This window comes from Sphingobium sp. L-44 (genome assembly GCF_056859495.1).
Map to the genome: position 1 here is coordinate 1 of NZ_JBSXOQ010000089.1, position 17,713 is coordinate 17,713.

Here is a 17,713-nt window from a genome sequence, read left to right on the forward strand (position 1 = left end):
GCTATACAGCCAGGCCAAGCTGAGTGCCGTTGCACGGCAACTCAACGAACGGCCAAGGAAAACGCTCGAATATCAAACGCCCGCAGAGCGTTTCCAAGCATGTATTGCCGCCACCCGTTGAACCCACCGTGGATTGCGGACATTCGCGTCACTACAGCAACAGCCATTGAACAATGGCTGCGCCAGCCAGAAGGTATAGAGCGCATCCCCACCAAGGAACGGGGATGGCGTCATCATACTCTCCGAAATCGACGTATCGACACACCTCCTGCCTCTGATGTGCTGCGTATGAGCTCTTACGGAAGCAAATATCCGCGTCATCAAGGTAGCGATGAACAGCTTCTGGCGTGGCGTCAATTGGCAGTTCCCGCTGAAGCTCGCTAGCCAGCCGCTCTACTTCACCCCAATCAGTAGTTCTCGCTCTTCAACAGCCAAGATCGCTGCCAAGCGTCCGCGTAGCTTGTCTATCTCCATAACTACAGCTTATCGGAGCAGACGATTACCGCAATGAGCGTTAACCCCGCTGTTTAACTCCAACGCCGTCCTTTCGCTACCCACCCCATGCCGCCACCTCAGCAAAGGCCGCAATCTCTCTTCCTCCGGGCAGGCGAGGGCAGAGGCCCGCTATCTATCCGCCCGCCTCACGGCATCAGCCGTCGCCGCCCCTCCCACAAATGCCAGCGCATCGCCAGCGCCGCGCCTTCGGCATCCTGGGCGCGGATGGCGGCGACGATCTGTTCATGTTCGCGCAGCATGGTCGCGATCACTTCGGGTGGGCGCGATCGGCTGATGTCGACGCCGGCGCGCATCACCTTGTCGACATCGGCATGGAGCGCGTCGAAGGCGATCAGGAAGGCCGGATTGCCGGTCGCCTCGGCAATCCGGCGGTGCAGTTCCATATCCTCGGCATGGGCCGGCTCGCTCGACAGCAGGGCGGTGCGCAGCATCTCCATCCCTTCCTCGACATGCGCCATCTCGATCGGGCTGCGGCGGGTGGCGGCAAGGCGCGCGGCCTCCGCCTCCAGCACGAAGCGGACCTCATAGCTGCCGAGCGTCGCGGGCAGTTCGGTCGCCGGCATGAAGGCGGCGAGCCGCTGCGACGGGCGGCTTTTCACGAAGGATCCGGCACCCCGCCGCGCCTCGGTAATGCCGTCCGAGGCGAGGCGGACCAGCGCCTCGCGCACGATCGCGCGGGAGACGCCGAACCGCTCCGCCAGCGCCGCTTCCGACGGCAGGCGATCGCCGACCGCCAGATCCTGGTCGTTGATGATCTCGACAATGCCGGCATAGGCATGGTCGGACAATCGGGCCTGGTTCATCGGCGCACCTGTGGATCGCTGGGCAACATCCTGTGCCTCCTAGTCATGAGAGGCTGCCGACGACAAGCGTCAGCAGCACTCTGGTCAGAAGATGCTGCTCGCGACCAGCACCAGCAGCAGGCCGACCACCGCGACCACGGTTTCCATGATCGACCAGGTCTTGAACGTGCCCGGCATGTCGGTGCCGAGATAGGATTTGACCAGCCAGAAGCCGGGATCATTGACGTGGGAGAAGAAGAGCGAGCCCGCGCCGATCGCCAGCACCATCCATTCGGGCTCCACGCCCGATGCCGCGACGAGGCCCTGCATCACGCCGGCGGTGGTGATGGTGGCTACGGTGGCGGAGCCGGTGGCGAGGCGGATGCAGACCGACACGCCCCAGGCGAGCAGGATCGGCGAAATGGCGCCGCCGGCGGCAAAGCGGACCAGCAGGTCGGAAAGCCCGGCCGTCACCAGCACCTGCTTGAGTGCGCCGCCCGCGCCGATCGCCAGGATGATGCCGCCGGCCGGGATCATCGCTTCGGTCCAGATCGCGTTCTGGATCTTGGCATCGGTGATGCGGCGGCCGAACAGCAAAGGCAGCGCCACCAGCACCGCAATCAGCAGCGCGACGACCGGATCGCTGACCCAGCCAAGCCAGTGGAAATGCGGCGCGACCGACGCCGGCAGCAGCGCCACCGCCTGTCCCGCGGCGATCAGCACCACCGGCAGCAGCACGGCGGCGAGCGCCCGGCCGACCGAGGGGGTGGCGACATCGACCTTGACCGGATCGAGCAGCGGCGGGTTCAATTTCACGCCGGGGGCGGTGAAGCGGGCCAGCACGGGGCCGGCGATGATCGCGGTCGGGATGCCGACGATCAGGCCGTAGAGAAGGGTGAGGCCAAGATTGGCGCCGAGCGCATTGACCGCGAGCAGCGGCCCCGGATGCGGCGGCACCAGCGCATGGACGACCGACAGGCCCGACAGCGCGGGCAGCATCAGCTTGAGCTTGGCGGTATCGCCATTCTGCCCGGCGGGCAGCGCGGCGGCGGCCGACGCGACGATCGGCAGCAGCAGGACGAGGCCAGTCTCGAAGAAGAGCGGCAGGCCGATGACGATGGCGGTGAACAGGCTGGCCCAGGGCGCGCCCTTCACGCCGGAGATGCGCAACGCCGAGCGGGCAAGGCCGCCGGCGCCGTCCGACAATTGCAGCATCGCACCGAGGCCCAGGCCCAGCGCCACGACCAGGCCGGTGCCGCCCAATATGGTGCCCGCGCCCTTTTCGACCGCCTTGGCGGTTTCGTCCATCGGCAGGCCGGCGATCAGGCCGACGGTGAAGGCACCGCAGAGCAGGCCGACAAAGGGATGGAGCCGGCCCCGGATGATGAGGGCGATGGAAAGGGCGATGCCGATGACGGCGGCGATCAGCAGGCGATAATCGGCGGGGGTCATCGGCCGATGCCTCCCTGTTTCCCGGCCCGGCTGAACGCCCGGTCACATGGCACCGATCGACGATATGGTAACGCCATCCCCACCCTCTCTTTCCTATGCGTAGCCGGTCATTCGCAGGGCGAATCCCGAAAATCTGTTAGACAGGTTATAGCCGCATTTCGGCCATGCGCTAGGTTATTTCCCGAATATTGCAAATTTTCGCTTGAACCTGTCTGACTGATTCCAGTATCGTTAGCGCTAACGAATCCTTGGGCCGAACAAGGCCCCAACGCGGATCAATCAGAGGGAGAGGCAGGATGCAGGATCTGCATATTCTCGATCGCCAGGACCAGATGGTCCCCGAAGCCCCACATCTCACGCCGACCCAGATGAAGGTGATGCGCTGCGTCCATTCGGGCCTGCTCAACAAGCAGATCGCCTATGAGCTGGGCATGGCCGAGGCGACGGTGAAGGTCCATATGACCGCGCTGATGCGCAAGCTCAACGTCCGCAACCGCACCCAGGTCGCCATCGCCGCCAGCCATTTCGGCTGGATGCGTCCGGCGCTGAGCCGCGCCGCGGACTGAACACCACCCTCTTGGCGGGAGACGCCGCATGGATCGATCGCGACGGGAGTTGATGGGGGGCATCGGCGCCGGACTGGTGCTGGCCGGCATGGGCAGCACCGCCGCCTGCGCCGCGCCACAGCGCAAGCTGGGCTATGCCATTGTGGGCCTGGGCTATTATGCCACGCAGCAGATCATGCCCAATTTCGCCGGTTGCGAGCATGCGAAGCTGGTCGCGCTGGTCAGCGGCACGCCGGCCAAGCTGGCGCAATATGGCAACCAGTACGGCATCCCGAAAACGCATCGCTACAGCTATGCCGAGTTCGACCGCATCCGCGACAATCCCGATATCGACATCGTCTATATCGTCCTGCCCAACAGCCTGCATGCCGAATATAGCATCCGCGCCGCGCAGGCGGGCAAGCATGTGATGTGCGAGAAGCCGATGGCGGTGTCGGTGGCCGAATGCCAGGCGATGATCGCCGCCTGCGCCAAGGCCGGGCGCAAGCTGATGATCGGCTATCGCTCGCGCTTCGAGCCCTATAACAAGCTGGCGATCGAGCTGGCGCGGGGCGGCCATATCGGGCCGACGCGCATCGTCACCGCCGAACATGGCTTCCCGATCAAGGCCGGCCAATGGCGGCTCGACAAGCCCCTGTCGGGCGGCGGATCGATGATGGACATCGGCATCTACAGCCTCAACGCCGCGCGCTACCTGACCGGCGAGGAGCCGGTGGAGGTGAGCGCCATCGCCAGCACCGACCGCAGCGATCCGCGCTTTGCCACCGTCGAGGACCGGATAAACTTCATGCTGCGCTTCCCGTCGGGCATCATCGCCAATTGCGTATCGAGCTACAGCTCGGCCCATAATGGCTATCGGGTGATCGGCACCCAGGGCTGGATCGATATGGAACCTGCGACCCAATATAGCGGCCAGACGATGATGATCCGCAAGGATGGCGTAACCGCGCCGCGCAGCCTGCCGGCGCCGGCGAAGAACCAGTTTGCCGCCCAGCTCGACCATCTGCCCGAATGTATCGCGAACGGCACGGCGCCGATCGTCGCGGGTGAGGAGGGGCTGGCCGACCTGCGCGTGATCGAGGCGATCTATCGCTCGGCTGCGGAGCATCGTTCGGTTAGCCTGCCCGCATGATCGATCGTCGCACCCTGCTGGCCGGGATGGCCGCCCTGCCGCTGACCCACGCCTTCGCACATGCTGCCGACCTGCCGGCCGCGCGGATCGACCGGATCGACCCGGCGCTGGACCGCATCATCGCCCCCGGCGCGCAGGTGGAGATATTGGCGCAGGGCTATCGCTGGGCCGAGGGGCCGACCTGGGCCGCGCCGATCGACGCGCTGCTGTTCGGCGATCCGCCGTCCAACATCGTCTATCGCTGGACCCGCAAGGATGGCGTGTCGCCCTTCCTCTCGCCCTCGGGCCTGCAGACCGCGATCCCCAAGGAGATACGCGAAGCCGGCCTCAACGGCATCGCGATCGACAGGGACGGCCATCTGGTCGGCGCCGACAGCGGCACGCGCGCGATCGTGCGGGTGGACCTCAAGACAAAGGCGCGGACCATCCTCGCCGACCGCTATCAGGGCAAGCGCTTCAACAGCCCCAACGACCTGACCATCGCGGCCGATGGCAGCATCTATTTTAGCGACCCGCCCTATGGCCTGACCGATGGCGACACGTCCTCGCTGCGCGAGATCGGCTTCAACGGCCTCTATCGGCTGACGCCTGACGGCGCGGTGACGCTGATCGACGGCAGCCATCGCCGGCCCAATGGCGTCACCCTCTCGCCCGACGGCCGCACGCTGTATCTGGCGCTGTCGGACGAGAAGCGGCCGCAGGTTCTGGCCTACAGCCTGGGCGCGGACGGCCTGCCCACGGGGCAGCGCCTGTTCCGTGACATGGGCAAGGAACTGGCGGCCGGCGAGCCGGGCCTGCCCGACGGCATCAAGACTGCCCCGGACGGCACCGTCTTTGCCACCGGCCCCGGCGGCGTCCATGTCTGCGCCCCTGACGGTAGGCTACTCGGCAAGATCCGCACCGGCAAGGCGATCGCCAATTGCTGCATCGGCGAGGGCGGCAAGACATTGTTCCTGACATCGGCCGACCGGCTGGCCGCAGTGCCGCTGATATCCAGCAGTGGCTAGCGAGCAATGACGATGTCGGGCTTTGACGGCTGACAACCAATTCGCCACGTCAGTCACGGCCCTTGCTCTCGCAGATCGGATATAATTATTGTGGCGACCAACGCCGAAGCGGTTCCTGACGTGCAAGTGCAACAGCTTTCTCGTCTTTTCCTTCGATATCGATGACACGCCTCGCGGGAAATGGAAGCTCTTTTCCGAGCCAAAATTCATCGTTCTCTGCGATGGCACCGGGTTCATTGTCGAGCATACCCATATACCCGCCATCTATATGCTCACTGACGAGAACCCACATCCGCTCCACGGCGACATTCTCATCGCCGTCATCGACGCTGATCCGAAAAATCACCTTTGCGAGGTCGCCGGGTTCGAGGCTTTCTCACCTTCGCCGGCCGGGTATCCAAAACGCCTCTGGCGCAGCGGCGTGGCGACTTTCGCCATCATCAAGGCACCATCTTTGGCTCTCGCGTTACACGATCTTGGCTCATAGCGACATGTCAGCAAGGCGCTGCCACATACCCAATCGCCGACATTCCGCTATCCACCCTAAGCAGCCGTTCGGTCGACAGAGAGCCTCCGACGTCGCCCGAAGTAATAGCATCTGGCGACGACCATCATCCTCCACTCCCATCGAGTACGCTCGCCCCCTCCCCCTTTACCTCGGCCTGCGGATCGGTCAGCCTTGGTTCGTCATGCGCGGCGAAGGGGACAGCGGATGCGAGTGGGTGGAGCGGCGATCATCGGGGCGGCGTTGCTGGCGACGGGACTGGGGGCTGCGCGTCCTGCCTGGCGCTGGCCCACCCTGCCCGCTGGCGTTGCAGCGCCCGCCATCCCGTCCGACAACGGCATGACCGCTGCCAAGGTCGCGCTTGGCCGCCGGCTCTTTTATGATCGCGCCCTGTCGGCCGATGGCAGCATGGCCTGCGCCGATTGCCACCAGCAGGAGAAGGGCTTTGCCGATGGCCTGGCCACCCATCAAGGCGTGATGGGCGAGATGGGCGTGCGCAATGTGCCCGGCCTCGCCAATGTCGCCTGGCGCAGCGGCCTCACCTGGACCGAGGCCGGCCTTTCGACGCTGGAGCAGCAGGCAATGGTGCCGATGACCGGGACCAAGCCGGTCGAGATGGGACTGGCGCAGGATGATGTCGGGCTGGCCCGGCGGATCGGTGCCAATCCCTGCTATCGCCGGATGTTCGCGGCCGCCTTTCCCGACGCGCCCAATGACCTGGGCTTCGCAAGGGTAACCGCGGCTCTTGCGGCGTTTCAGCGGACGATGATCTCCTTCGGCAGCGCCCATGATCACGGCACATTGTCGCCACTGGCGCAGCGTGGGGCCAGGCAATTCGTCGCAGCGGGCTGTGGCAGCTGCCATTCCGGGCCGGACTTCACCGACAGCAAGACCCATTATGTCGGCACGGCTGTGCCGCAGGAGGTCGATGCGGCCGCCTATGGCGGCAAGCCCATGCCGCCGGGCATCGAGCCGCCGCCCGAGCAGTTCCGTACGCCGTCGTTGCGCAATGTCGCCGTCACTGGCCCCTGGCTGCACGATGGCCAGTCGCCGACGATCGAATCGGCGATCCGCCGCCACGCCGCGCCGATGCTGGTCGATGTCGACATGCCTGCCCTGCTCGCCTTTCTCGACGCGCTGACGGACCATGATTTCCTGAAGAATGCCGCACTGGCCCGGCCGGCCGCGTCCTGCCCCATCCCCGCGTGAGCTGTGCCCGCCTAAAAAACCGCGTTCGAAGGACAAAAAAAGGGCCAGCCCCGAAAGGCCGGCCTTGATAAGTTTTAGGAGAGGATGCCTGAAAGGCCCGTCCTATGTGCAGCGCAGCGCGTTCTTTCGCAATTGCGAAGGGCGGAACCAGCGTTGCAGATATTGCAACTTCATTACCGCCAGGGCGATGGAACAGCAAAACGCCCGGCATCCCTGAGGGACACCGGGCGTTTCAAGTCATTGTTCTGATGCCATTTAGCGAGAGGCCGTTTCCAGCCTCCCGATCAGATCAGCGCGTCAGCTTCTTATAGGCGAGGCGCGTCGGACGATCGGCGGCATCGCCCAGGCGACGGCGCTTGTCTTCCTCATAGGCCTCGAAATTGCCTTCGAACCATTCGACATGGCTGTCGCCTTCGAAGGCGAGGATATGGGTCGCCAGACGGTCGAGGAAGAAGCGGTCATGGCTGATGACCACGGCGCAACCGGCGAAATTCTCGATCGCCTCTTCCAGTGCCGCCAGCGTTTCGACGTCAAGGTCGTTGGTCGGTTCGTCGAGCAGCAGCACATTGCCGCCGCGCTTCAGCATCTTGGCGATGTGGACGCGGTTGCGCTCACCACCCGACAGCTTGCCGACATTCTTCTGCTGGTCCTGGCCCTTGAAGTTGAAGGCGCCGACATAGGCACGGGTCGACATGTCATGGCCGTTGACCTTGACGTAATCGAGACCGTCCGAGACTTCTTCCCAGACATTCTTCGACGCATCGAGATGGTCGCGGCTCTGGTCGACATAGCCCAGGCGCACGGTCGAACCGATGTCGATCTCGCCCGAATCGGGCGTTTCCTGGCCGGTGATGAGGCGGAACAGGGTCGACTTGCCCGCGCCGTTCGGGCCGATCACGCCGACGATGCCGCCCGGCGGCAGCATGAAGGACAGATCCTCGAACAGCAGCTTGTCGCCATAGGCCTTGGAAATGCCCTTGGCCTCGATCACCTTGCCGCCCAGACGCTCGGGCACCTGAATGACGATCTGCGCCTTGCCGGGCGCACGATTTTCCTGGGACGCGACCAGCTGCTCGAACTTGGCGATACGCGCTTTGGACTTGGTCTGGCGGCCCTTGGGCCCCTGACGGATCCACTCCAGCTCGTCATTGATCGCCTTCTGGCGGCCGGTCGCCTCGCGGTCTTCCTGCTCCAGACGCTTGGCCTTCTTCTCCAGATAGGTGGAGTAGTTGCCTTCGTACGGGAAATATTTTCCGCGATCGAGCTCCAGAATCCAGCCGACGACATTGTCGAGGAAATAGCGGTCGTGGGTGATCATCAGCACCGACCCGGCATATTCCTTGAGGTGATTTTCCAGCCAGGTGACGCTTTCGGCGTCAAGATGGTTGGTCGGTTCGTCGAGCAGCAGGATGTCCGGCTTCTGGATCAGCAGGCGGGTGAGCGCGATGCGGCGCTTTTCACCGCCCGACAGGCTTTCCACCGACCAGTCCGACGGCGGGCAACGCAGCGCTTCCATCGCGATTTCGAGCTGATTGTCGAGCGTCCAGCCATCAGCGGCGTCGATCTGCTCCTGCAGCGTGCCCATTTCCTCCATCAGCGCGTCGAAATCGACGTCTTCCGGCGGATCGGCCATCATCATGCTGATCTCGTTGAAGCGGTCCAGCTTGTCCGCCATCTCGCGGGCGCCGTCCTTGACGTTTTCCAGCACATTCTTGGTCGGGTCGAGCTGGGGCTCCTGCGGCAGATAGCCGACGGTGACATTCTCACCCGGCCAGGCTTCGCCGCTGATGTCGGTGTCGATCCCGGCCATGATCTTGATCAGGGTCGACTTGCCCGCGCCGTTCGGGCCGACGATGCCGATCTTGGACCCGCGATAGAATTGCAGATTGATGTTGTTCAACACCGGCTTGGGCGCGCCGGGGAAGGTCTTTGTCATGTTCTTCATGACATAGGCATATTGCGATGAGGCGGACATGGGTTCGCGCAGCTCCAAAGGGTATGGACAGGAAAATTTGCGCCGAATTAGCGAAGGCGGAAGCCATTGGCAAATGGGGTATGTCTGAGTAAGCCTTCAGCCATGCAGAAAATCCGATCGGGCCCGCTCGCCGCCCTGCTCCTTGGCAGCATCTTCACCCCCGCTCTGGTCCAGGCCGCCCCGGCCAGCGACGCCGCGATTCGCGAAGCCGCCCTGAAGGATGATGTCGCCTGGGACATTACCGAAGGGCTGACGACCGAAGTCGGTCCGCGCCCGGCCGCCACGCCGCTCGAAGCGCGCGGGCGCGAATGGGCCGCCGCCAAGCTCAAGGCATTGGGCTTCGCCAACGTCCGCATCGAGCCTTATAAGATGCCGCTGTGGGAACGCGTCCATGACGAAGCAGCGATCATCGCGCCCTTCCCGCAGAAGCTGGTCGTCGCGGCGCTGGGCAACAGCGGATCGACCCCGGCTCAGGGCATCGAGGGCGAAATCGCCTATTTCCCGACCATCGCCGACCTACAGGCCGCGCCGGACAGCGCGGTGAAGGGCAAGATCGTGTTCGTCAGCCATGACATGGTCGCCGCCCAGGACGGGTCGGGCTATGGCTATTATGGTGCCGCCCGCCGCCAGGGGCCCAGCATCGCCGCCAGGAAGGGCGCGATCGCGATCCTGGTGAAGTCGATCGGCACCGATCATCACCGCATCGCCCATACCGGCGTGCAGATGTGGGCCGATGGCGTGACGCCGATCCCGGCCGTGGCCGTCAGCGTACCCGATGCCGAGCAGATGGCGCGCGTGGTGTCGCGCGGCCAGCCGGTCCGCGTCCACCTGGCCGCCGTATCGAAGACTGCCAAGGACCAGCCGTCGGGCAATGTCATCGCCGAAATCCCAGGCAACGATCCCAAGGCCGGCGTCATCGTCGCCGCCTGTCACCTCGACAGCTGGGATCAGGGCACCGGCGCGATCGACGACGCTTCGGGCTGCGGCATCGTGGCCGCTGCTGCGTTGCAGGTCGCCAAGGCCGGCACGCCGCGCCGCACGATCCGCATATTGTTCGCCGGCGCCGAGGAAGTGGGCGGCAATGGCGGCCGCGCTTATTATGCTGCCCATGGCAAGGAGCCGCATGCGCTGGTGTTGGAATCGGACTTTGGCGCGGACAAGGTGTGGAAGGTCGACTTCACCCTGCCCGCCGGCCATGAAGCGCTTTCGGCCCGGATCGCACAGGGGGTGGCGCCGCTGGGCATCGTGCCGAGCCGTGACAAGGCGCATGGCGGATCGGACATCGAACCGCTGGTGGAAGCGGGCATTCCGGTGATCGACCTGCAGCAGGATGGCACGCGCTATTTCGACATTCACCACACGCCGGACGACACGTTGGACAAGATCGATCCGGCGCAGCTGCGCCAGAATGTCGCCGCCTGGGCGGTCACGCTCAACATTGCTGCGAATGCGACAGAAACATTGGGCATTAACTGAACTTTTATAGTAGAGAACGCCCCGTCGCGTGATTCTGCCGCTTCACCGACGTCAGAAAAGCATTGATTTGTGCAGCGCACACGTTAATGCGGGTCGCTCGCGTAGGGTCACATTTGTAACGTGCCAGACGCGGCATAATGCTATGGGAGCCGTACACAATGAAGAAGATCGCTGTTGTTTTCGCTTCGGCCAGCCTGATGGCCCTCGCCGCTTGCGGTGAGAAGCCGGCCAACGAAACCGCGAACGCTTCGAACGCCGTCGTCGAGAACGTTGTCGAAAACGCCGCCAACGCTGCTGACAACGCCGCCAACGCCGCCAACGAAGCTGCTAACGCCGCTAACGTTGCTGAGAACGTTGCGAACGCGCACTAATCTCTGCCACGGCGAGATTTCGAAGGGCGGGCCTATATGGTCCGCCCTTTTTATTTGTCCGCGCAATATATGTGGCCCGACATGATTTTCAGGCATTGACGCCGGCGGCGCTCGACCGCTAAGGCGCGCCTGCATCGGGGAGTAGCGCAGTCTGGTAGCGCGCCTGCTTTGGGAGCAGGATGTCGCAGGTTCGAATCCTGTCTCCCCGACCACTTTCCAATATTATCAGCCGGATATACGGCGCCGTTGTTACTACTTCAGCGCGACGCCATCGATCGGCGGACATCGTCCGTTCCGCCAGCCATGGCCATGTCGGCCTGAGCCACCGCCTCGCCGATCAGGATCAGGGTCGGGCGATCATCGGCAAAAGCCTGCGTCACCAACGGCAGGAGATCGAGGCGCGTGCGCAACTGCTGTTCCTGCGGCAGCGAAGCATCGCAGGTGATGAGCGCCGGGGTCGCGCCCGGCAAACCGGCAGCGATCAGCGCGCGGCTGAGTTCCGGAGCGGCCTCGCGTCCCATATAGACGGCCAGGGTGCAGGCCGGATCGGCCAGAGCATCCCAATCCAGATCCAGCGCCTGGCCCCGGCGACTGTGCGCCGTCACGAACTGGACCCGGCGCGCAATCCCGCGCAGCGACAGGGAAATACCCGCCGACGCCGCCACGGCGCTGGCCGCCGTGATGCCAGGGCAGATCCGAACGCGCACGCCGACCGCGCGCAGCGCCGTCATTTCCTCGGTCGAACGGGCGAACATCGCCGGGTCGCCGCCCTTCAGCCGAACCACCCGCTTGCCCGCCAGCGCCGCCTCCACCAGCATCTCGTCGATCGTCTGCTGGTCCTTCGAATGGCGGCCCGACCGCTTGCCGACGCTGACCCGTTCGGCATGATCGGGAATGAGGTCCAATATCTCCGACCCCACCAGCGCGTCGTAGAAGATGATGTCCGCCGCGCAGATCAGCCTTTCGGCCTTGCGCGTCAGCAGGTCGGGATCGCCCGGACCGGCACCGACCAGCCAGACGTCGCCCGGCGCGATGAGGTCATTCGGCTGCATGCAATGTCTCCTGCGAGGTCTGGGCCAGGATATTGGCGATGGCGGGGCGGCAGGAACCGCAATTGGTGCCGGCGCCCAGCGCCTTGCCGATGGCAGGCACGTCGACCAGTTTCTGGTCGCGGATCGCCGCGACGATCTGGTTGAGGCCGATGTCGAAACAGACGCAGATGGTGGCGCCCTTATCCGGCTGGCTGCCCGGCCCGCGGGCGGCCAGCACGGTGGCGCCTACATCGTCGGCCGCCAACTGGCCGATCAGCCAGTCGCGCGAGGGCAACAGCCCCGTGCGGGTGACGAACAGCACGCCGGCCAGCCGGCCGTCCTGGATGATCGCGACCCGGCGACTGCCGCGCACATGATCGATCGCCTCGACCCGCTCGCCCCTGGGCAGGCAGGCTTCCAGCCGGGCGGCATCGCCATTGCCGGCCAGTTCATAGAGCGCCCCGCCCGGCACCGCGACCCGCGTTGCCCAGAGGCAGGGCAGCTTGACGGGCTCCTGCCCGCGCAGGATCAGGAAGCCCCGCCATTGGGTCGAGACCTTCTCGACCGCGGCCGGGGTCGACTTGAAGCCGGGCTGGCCCGAATGCGGATCGACCAGCGGACGCGGCAACAGGCCGGTACGCCCGCCGCTCGATATCTGATCGGTCCAGTGGATCGGGGTGAAGATTTCGCCCGGCCGCTGGCCGTCGCTGATGCTGACGCGGAAGAGGCTGTTGCCCTGCGCGGTCGACACCCTCGCCAGGTCGCGATCGGCCAGGCCCAGCGCATCGGCATCCTGCGGGTGGATTTCGACCAGCGGTTCCTCGCGATGGCGGGCCAGCTTGGGCGCCAGACCCGTGCGGGTCATCGTATGCCATTGATCGCGATAGCGACCGGTGTTGAGCGTCAGCGGCCAGTCGCGCAGCGGCCCCTGCAAATCCATCTGCCTCGTCAGCACCAACCGCGCTTTACCGTCCGGAGTGGGGAAATGCCCATCGGCAAAGGGCCTCCCGCCCCAGCGGAAACTGTCCATCGCGTCATAGGCGTCGTTGCCGATTGCCGCCTGCGCCCGCAGGTTGAGCAACCGCTGCCCCTCATTCTGATAGGCGGTCATGCGCGCATGTTCGCGCCAGATGTCAGCCGGCCGATCATAGGCGAAGGCGTTTTTCCAGCCCATGCGACGGGCGACCTGGGTGATTATCCACCAGTCGGGCCGGGCCTCGCCGGGCAATGCCATGAACGGGCGCTGGCGGCTGATGGTGCGGTCCGAATTGGTGACCGTGCCGTCCTTTTCGCCCCAGCCGGCGGCCGGCAGCCGGACATGGGCATGGGCGCTGCTGTCGGTGTCGGCGATGATGTCCGATACGACGAGGAAGGGGATCGCCTCCAGCGCGTCACGCACCCGGCCGGCATCGGGCAGCGAGACGGCGGGATTTGTCGCCATGATCCAGAGGGCCTTGATCCGGTCTTCATCGATGGCGCGGAACAGGTCGACGGCCTTCAGTCCCGGCTTGGTCGCCATCTGTGGCGCAGCCCAGAAGCGGCCGACACGAGCGACATTCTCCGGCGCGAAGTCCATATGCGCGGCGAGCGTCGAGGCGAGGCCGCCAACCTCACGCCCGCCCATGGCGTTGGGCTGGCCGGTGATGGAGAAGGGCGCCGCGCCCGCCTTTCCGATGCGCCCCGTGGCGAGGTGGACATTGATGATCGCATTGACCTGATCTGTGCCGCGGATCGACTGGTTGATGCCCTGGCTGAACAGGGTGACGGTGCGTGAGGTCGCCGCGAACAGTTCGAAAAAGGCCTTCAACAGCGCCGGGTCGATGTCGCAGGTCTGGGCCGTCGTCCACAGGTCATGGCCGGTGCGGACATGATCCCAGAATCCGTCGGGCGCGTTCACATGATCGGTCAGATAGGCCGGATCGGTCACGCCCTGTGCATCGCACCAGGCGAGCAGCCCGGTCATCAGCGCGACGTCGCTGCCGGGCCGGATCGGCAGATGAAGGTCAGCGCCCTCACAGGTTTCGGTGCGGCGCGGATCGATCACGACCAGCTTCGTGCCGCGCGCGGCGCGGGCGGCCTGGATACGCTGATAGACGATCGGGTGACACCAGGCGGTGTTGGAGCCGACAAGGATGATGAGGTCGGCCTGCTCCAGATCGTCATAGCTGGCCGGCACCACGTCCTCGCCAAAGGCGCGGTTGTGGCCGGCGACCGCGCTCGACATGCACAGGCGGCTGTTGGTGTCGATGTTCGCCGAGCCGATGAAGCCCTTCATCAGCTTGTTGGCGACATAATAATCCTCGGTCAGCAACTGGCCCGAGACATAGAAGGCCACGCTGTCCGGGCCATGACGCTCGATCGTCTCGCGAAATTTCTTCGCGACCAGATCCAGCGCCTTGTCCCAACTGGCGCGGCGCTTGCCGATCATCGGGTGCAGCAGCCGGCCGGTCAGCGCCACCGTCTCGCCCAGATGGGTGCCCTTGGAACAGAGGCGCCCGCCGTTGGCCGGATGTGCCTCGTCCCCCTTGATGATCACCGAGCGCGGCCCGGTCGGCGTGGCGGCGATGCCGCAGCCGACGCCGCAATAGGCGCAGGTGGTGCGGATCGCCTGTGCCATCAGGCCGCCTTTGCCGCACTGGGCACGGGAATGACTGCCTCGCGCAGCAGGAAGATGCGGCCCGCCTCCACCTTGAGCGGGATGGTGGGCACACAGCCCTCATCGCTGCCCAGCGCCTTGCCGGTCTTGAGCGAGATGTTCCAATTGTGCAGCGGACAGGCAACGACCGATCCATGGACAATGCCCTGGCTCAGCGGCCCCTGCTTGTGCGGGCATTTATTGACCAGCGCGTAGAACTGATTGTCCTGCGTGTGAAAGATGGCGATTTCCTCGCCGCCGCGCACCGGCAGGGTGCGGGCATTGCCGGGCGAGATCTGATCGACGGGACCGATGTCCAGCCAGGTGCCGACTTGGGTGTTCGGGATCATGCGAGCGTCTCCATGGGGCGGACTTCGGCCAGATGCTGGTGCAGTTCGGCATCCTCGCCGGCGGCGCGACGCGCCCAGGGATCATCCTGCATGAACTGCTGCGAGAAGAGGAAACGGGCGCGCAGCGCTTCGCGGCCGACATCATCCGCGACGATGCGGCCCTTCACATAATCGACGCCGACGCGCTCGATCCAGGGCGCGGTGCGCTCCAGATAGCGGGCTTCCTCACGATAAAGCTGGATGAAGGCGGCGCAATAATCGAGCGCCTCCTGCTCGGTCGCGACCTTGCACAGCAGGTCGGTGGCCCGGACATGGATGCCGCCATTGCCGCCGACATGCAGCTCGTAGCCGCTGTCGACGCAGACCACACCGAAATCCTTGATCGTCGCCTCCGCGCAGTTGCGGGGGCAGCCCGACGCCGCGATCTTGAACTTGTGGGGCATCCACGAGCCCCAGGTCATATGCTCGATCTTGACGCCAAGGCCGGTCGAATCCTGGGTGCCGAAGCGGCACCATTCCGACCCCACGCAGGTCTTCACCGTGCGCAGCGATTTGCCATAGGCATGGCCCGACACCATGCCGGCGGCATTGAGATCGGCCCAGACGGCGGGCAGATCTTCCTTCCTGATGCCGAAAATGTCGAGCCGCTGGCCGCCGGTCACCTTCACCATCGGGGCATTATATTTTTCGACCACGTCGGCGATCGCGCGCAGTTCCTTGGGGTTGGTGAGCCCGCCCCACATGCGCGGCACGACCGAATAGGTGCCGTCCTTCTGGATGTTGGCGTGCATCCGTTCGTTGACGAACCGGCTGCGCTGGTCGTCCTGATACTCACCCGGCAGCGCGCAGAGCAGATAATAGTTGAGCGCGGGGCGGCAGGAGGAACAGCCCTCCGGCGTCGACCAGTTCAATTTCTGCATGACTTCGGGGATCGAGCGCATGTCCTGCGCCACGATCTCGCGACGGACATCGTCATGGGTGAAGCTGGTGCATTTGCACATGGTCTTCGGCCCCGACTGGACATCGTCGCCCAGCGTTAGCGCCAGCAGGGTTTCAACGAGGCCGGTGCAACTGCCGCAGCTGGCCGACGCCTTGCAGGTGGCGCGGACCGCATCCAAGCTGTGCGCACCCTTGGCGATGCAGGAGACGACCTGGCCCTTGCTGACGCCGTTGCAGCCGCAAATCTCGGCTTCGTCCGAGAGCGCCGCAACGGCCGCCTTAGGGTCCAGCGCGCCCCCTCCCGAGGCGAAGGCCTGGCCGAAGATCAGCATGTCGCGGATGTCGGCGACATTTTCCTCGCGCTTGAGGAGATCGAAATACCAGCCGCCATCAACGGTATCGCCATAGAGCACCGCGCCGATCAGCTTATCGTCCTTGACGATGACCCGCTTGTAAACGCCACGCGAGGCGTCGCGCAGGACGATATCCTCGCACCCCTCACCGCCGGAAAAGTCCCCGGCGGAGAAGACGTCCAGCCCCGCGACCTTGAGCTTGGTCGAAGTGACCGAGCCCTTGTAGCCACTATGCTGGTCGGTCAGGCCATCGGCGAGGCTGCGGCACATGTCCCACAGCGGCGCGACCAGGCCATAGACATTGCCGTCATGTTCGACGCATTCGCCGACCGCCAGCACATCGGCATCGCTGGTGACCATATGATCGTCGACCTGGATGCCGCGATTGACGGCCAGGCCGGCGTCGCGGGCCAGCGCGGTCGCGGGGCGGATGCCGACCGCCATCACCACCAGACTGGCCGGGATTTCGCGACCGTCCTTCAGCCTTACGCCCTCAACCTTGCCATCGCCATAAATGGCTTCGGTATTGGCGCCGGTCAGGATGGTCTGGCCACGTCCTTCGAGTGCGGTCTTGAGCAGCCAGCCGGCCGCCTCGTCCAGCTGCCGCTCCATCAGCGTGTCCATCAGATGGATGACGGTCACCTTCATGCCGCGCAGGGTCAGGCCATGGGCGGCTTCGAGGCCGAGCAGGCCGCCGCCGATGACCACCGCGCTGCCGCCATCGGCAGCGGCGGCGAGCATGGTGTCGACATCCTTCATGTCGCGGAAGCTGATGACGCCGGGCAGATCCTTGCCGGGCACGGGAATAATGAACGGATCGGAGCCGGTCGCGATCAGCAGCTTGTCATAGCCGATGGTGCGGCCCGACTGGCTGGAAACGGTCTTTGCGGCCCGGTCGATGGCCTTTACCGGATCGCCGGCGATCAGTTCGATGCCATTGTCGGCATACCAGGCGGCGTCGTTGATGACGATCTGCTCGAACGTCTTTTCACCTGCCAGCACCGGCGAGAGCATGATGCGGTTATAGTTCACATAGGGTTCCGCACCGAAGATGGTGACGCGATAGCGTCCCGCATCCCGCGCCAGCAATTCCTCGACCGCGCGGCAGCCGGCCATGCCGTTGCCGATGACGACCAGATGCTCGCGCGCTTCCGCCGAGAGCCGCAGGACATTGTCCTCATCCTGCGTGACCGGGTCGATCCCGTCCTGAAAGTCCATCCCCGTTACTCCAGAAAAGAAAAAAGCCGCCATCCAGACCCTCGGGGATTGAAACCCGAGAGTCTGGATGGCGGCTTTGCCATCATCTAGTGCCTTGCCGGTCCTACCCTGAACCGTCGCAGCGATGTGAAGCGGGACATCCTTGTCCCTTGCAGTGCAGCATATGGGGAATCGCCCGAACGCTCAAGCGATTCCT

At 64.8% G+C, this 17,713-nt stretch carries 14 protein-coding genes, 1 tRNA gene and 1 pseudogene; 9 read left to right on the forward strand and 7 right to left on the reverse strand.

Annotated features, from left to right (window positions below; translation table 11 throughout):
• A pseudogene (locus tag AC13EK_RS11960) lies at positions 1-121 on the forward strand (IS30 family transposase); the annotation flags it as partial.
• Between the two features lie 520 nt (positions 122-641).
• Here AC13EK_RS11960 and AC13EK_RS11965 read toward each other — a convergent pair.
• Both AC13EK_RS11965 and AC13EK_RS11970 read right to left on the reverse strand, forming a co-directional pair.
• Positions 642-1,319, reverse strand: a complete 678-nt coding sequence (locus tag AC13EK_RS11965) for a FadR/GntR family transcriptional regulator (RefSeq protein WP_017501752.1) — start codon at positions 1,317-1,319, stop codon at positions 642-644.
• A gap of 84 nt (positions 1,320-1,403) precedes the next feature.
• On the reverse strand, positions 1,404-2,750 hold the full coding sequence (locus tag AC13EK_RS11970) for a GntT/GntP/DsdX family permease (RefSeq protein WP_069338443.1): 1,347 nt from the start codon (positions 2,748-2,750) through the stop codon (positions 1,404-1,406).
• A gap of 296 nt (positions 2,751-3,046) precedes the next feature.
• Between AC13EK_RS11970 and AC13EK_RS11975 the strand changes: the two genes are divergently transcribed.
• From AC13EK_RS11975 to AC13EK_RS11995, 5 genes are all read left to right on the forward strand, one after another.
• Positions 3,047-3,316, forward strand: coding sequence for a helix-turn-helix domain-containing protein (locus tag AC13EK_RS11975; protein ID WP_004211034.1), 270 nt, complete (start codon positions 3,047-3,049; stop codon positions 3,314-3,316).
• A 28-nt stretch (positions 3,317-3,344) separates the two neighbouring features.
• Positions 3,345-4,448, forward strand: a complete 1,104-nt coding sequence (locus AC13EK_RS11980) for a Gfo/Idh/MocA family protein (protein WP_069338442.1) — start codon at positions 3,345-3,347, stop codon at positions 4,446-4,448.
• Positions 4,445-5,455: an SMP-30/gluconolactonase/LRE family protein gene (locus tag AC13EK_RS11985; RefSeq protein WP_069338441.1), complete on the forward strand. Its 1,011-nt coding sequence runs from the start codon at positions 4,445-4,447 to the stop codon at positions 5,453-5,455. The genes AC13EK_RS11980 and AC13EK_RS11985 overlap by 4 nt, the downstream gene beginning before the upstream one ends.
• 88 nt (positions 5,456-5,543) lie before the next feature.
• Positions 5,544-5,942, forward strand: coding sequence for a hypothetical protein (locus AC13EK_RS11990; protein ID WP_069338440.1), 399 nt, complete (start codon positions 5,544-5,546; stop codon positions 5,940-5,942).
• 225 nt (positions 5,943-6,167) lie between these two features.
• The gene (locus AC13EK_RS11995; protein WP_069338439.1) at positions 6,168-7,169 is read left to right on the forward strand and encodes a cytochrome-c peroxidase; all 1,002 of its coding nucleotides are present in this window, start codon (positions 6,168-6,170) and stop codon (positions 7,167-7,169) included.
• 289 nt (positions 7,170-7,458) lie between these two features.
• Here AC13EK_RS11995 and ettA read toward each other — a convergent pair whose 3' ends face one another.
• The gene (gene ettA / locus AC13EK_RS12000) at positions 7,459-9,144 is read right to left on the reverse strand and encodes an energy-dependent translational throttle protein EttA (RefSeq protein WP_069338446.1); all 1,686 of its coding nucleotides are present in this window, start codon (positions 9,142-9,144) and stop codon (positions 7,459-7,461) included.
• 102 nt (positions 9,145-9,246) lie between these two features.
• Between ettA and AC13EK_RS12005 the strand changes: the two genes are divergently transcribed.
• From AC13EK_RS12005 to AC13EK_RS12015, 3 genes are all read left to right on the forward strand, one after another.
• Positions 9,247-10,620: a M20/M25/M40 family metallo-hydrolase gene (locus AC13EK_RS12005; protein ID WP_069338438.1), complete on the forward strand. Its 1,374-nt coding sequence runs from the start codon at positions 9,247-9,249 to the stop codon at positions 10,618-10,620.
• Positions 10,621-10,778: 158 nt separating this feature from the next.
• Complete coding sequence (locus AC13EK_RS12010) at positions 10,779-10,991, forward strand: hypothetical protein (protein ID WP_004212530.1); 213 nt, start codon at positions 10,779-10,781, stop codon at positions 10,989-10,991.
• A gap of 135 nt (positions 10,992-11,126) precedes the next feature.
• A tRNA-Pro gene (locus AC13EK_RS12015) sits at positions 11,127-11,203 on the forward strand.
• A 45-nt stretch (positions 11,204-11,248) separates the two neighbouring features.
• Here AC13EK_RS12015 and cobA read toward each other — a convergent pair.
• Genes cobA through nirB form a run of 4 tightly spaced genes read right to left on the reverse strand, consistent with a single transcriptional unit; the run spans position 11,249 to position 17,517 of the window.
• Positions 11,249-12,043 carry a uroporphyrinogen-III C-methyltransferase gene (gene cobA, locus AC13EK_RS12020; RefSeq protein WP_069338437.1) on the reverse strand — a complete coding sequence of 265 codons (795 nt, stop codon included), beginning with the start codon at positions 12,041-12,043 and terminating at the stop codon, positions 11,249-11,251.
• Positions 12,030-14,639, reverse strand: coding sequence for a nitrate reductase (locus AC13EK_RS12025; RefSeq protein WP_069338436.1), 2,610 nt, complete (start codon positions 14,637-14,639; stop codon positions 12,030-12,032). Before AC13EK_RS12025 ends, cobA begins: the two co-directional genes overlap by 14 nt.
• Positions 14,639-15,007 carry a nitrite reductase small subunit NirD gene (gene nirD, locus AC13EK_RS12030; RefSeq protein ID WP_004212514.1) on the reverse strand — a complete coding sequence of 123 codons (369 nt, stop codon included), beginning with the start codon at positions 15,005-15,007 and terminating at the stop codon, positions 14,639-14,641. The genes AC13EK_RS12025 and nirD overlap by 1 nt, the downstream gene beginning before the upstream one ends.
• Positions 15,004-17,517, reverse strand: a complete 2,514-nt coding sequence (gene nirB, locus AC13EK_RS12035; protein WP_069338435.1) for a nitrite reductase large subunit NirB — start codon at positions 17,515-17,517, stop codon at positions 15,004-15,006. The genes nirD and nirB overlap by 4 nt, the downstream gene beginning before the upstream one ends.
• Positions 17,518-17,713: the final 196 nt, after the last annotated feature.

Coding starts and splice junctions, on each gene's coding strand:
- AC13EK_RS11965 (WP_017501752.1), bottom strand. CDS start 1,319: ATGAACCAGGCCCGATTGTCCGACCATGCCTATGCCGGCATTGTCGAG.
- AC13EK_RS11970 (WP_069338443.1), bottom strand. CDS start 2,750: ATGACCCCCGCCGATTATCGCCTGCTGATCGCCGCCGTCATCGGCATC.
- AC13EK_RS11975 (WP_004211034.1), top strand. CDS start 3,047: ATGCAGGATCTGCATATTCTCGATCGCCAGGACCAGATGGTCCCCGAA.
- AC13EK_RS11980 (WP_069338442.1), top strand. CDS start 3,345: ATGGATCGATCGCGACGGGAGTTGATGGGGGGCATCGGCGCCGGACTG.
- AC13EK_RS11985 (WP_069338441.1), top strand. CDS start 4,445: ATGATCGATCGTCGCACCCTGCTGGCCGGGATGGCCGCCCTGCCGCTG.
- AC13EK_RS11995 (WP_069338439.1), top strand. CDS start 6,168: ATGCGAGTGGGTGGAGCGGCGATCATCGGGGCGGCGTTGCTGGCGACG.
- ettA (WP_069338446.1), bottom strand. CDS start 9,144: ATGTCCGCCTCATCGCAATATGCCTATGTCATGAAGAACATGACAAAG.
- AC13EK_RS12005 (WP_069338438.1), top strand. CDS start 9,247: ATGCAGAAAATCCGATCGGGCCCGCTCGCCGCCCTGCTCCTTGGCAGC.
- AC13EK_RS12010 (WP_004212530.1), top strand. CDS start 10,779: ATGAAGAAGATCGCTGTTGTTTTCGCTTCGGCCAGCCTGATGGCCCTC.
- cobA (WP_069338437.1), bottom strand. CDS start 12,043: ATGCAGCCGAATGACCTCATCGCGCCGGGCGACGTCTGGCTGGTCGGT.
- AC13EK_RS12025 (WP_069338436.1), bottom strand. CDS start 14,639: ATGGCACAGGCGATCCGCACCACCTGCGCCTATTGCGGCGTCGGCTGC.
- nirD (WP_004212514.1), bottom strand. CDS start 15,007: ATGATCCCGAACACCCAAGTCGGCACCTGGCTGGACATCGGTCCCGTC.
- nirB (WP_069338435.1), bottom strand. CDS start 17,517: ATGGACTTTCAGGACGGGATCGACCCGGTCACGCAGGATGAGGACAAT.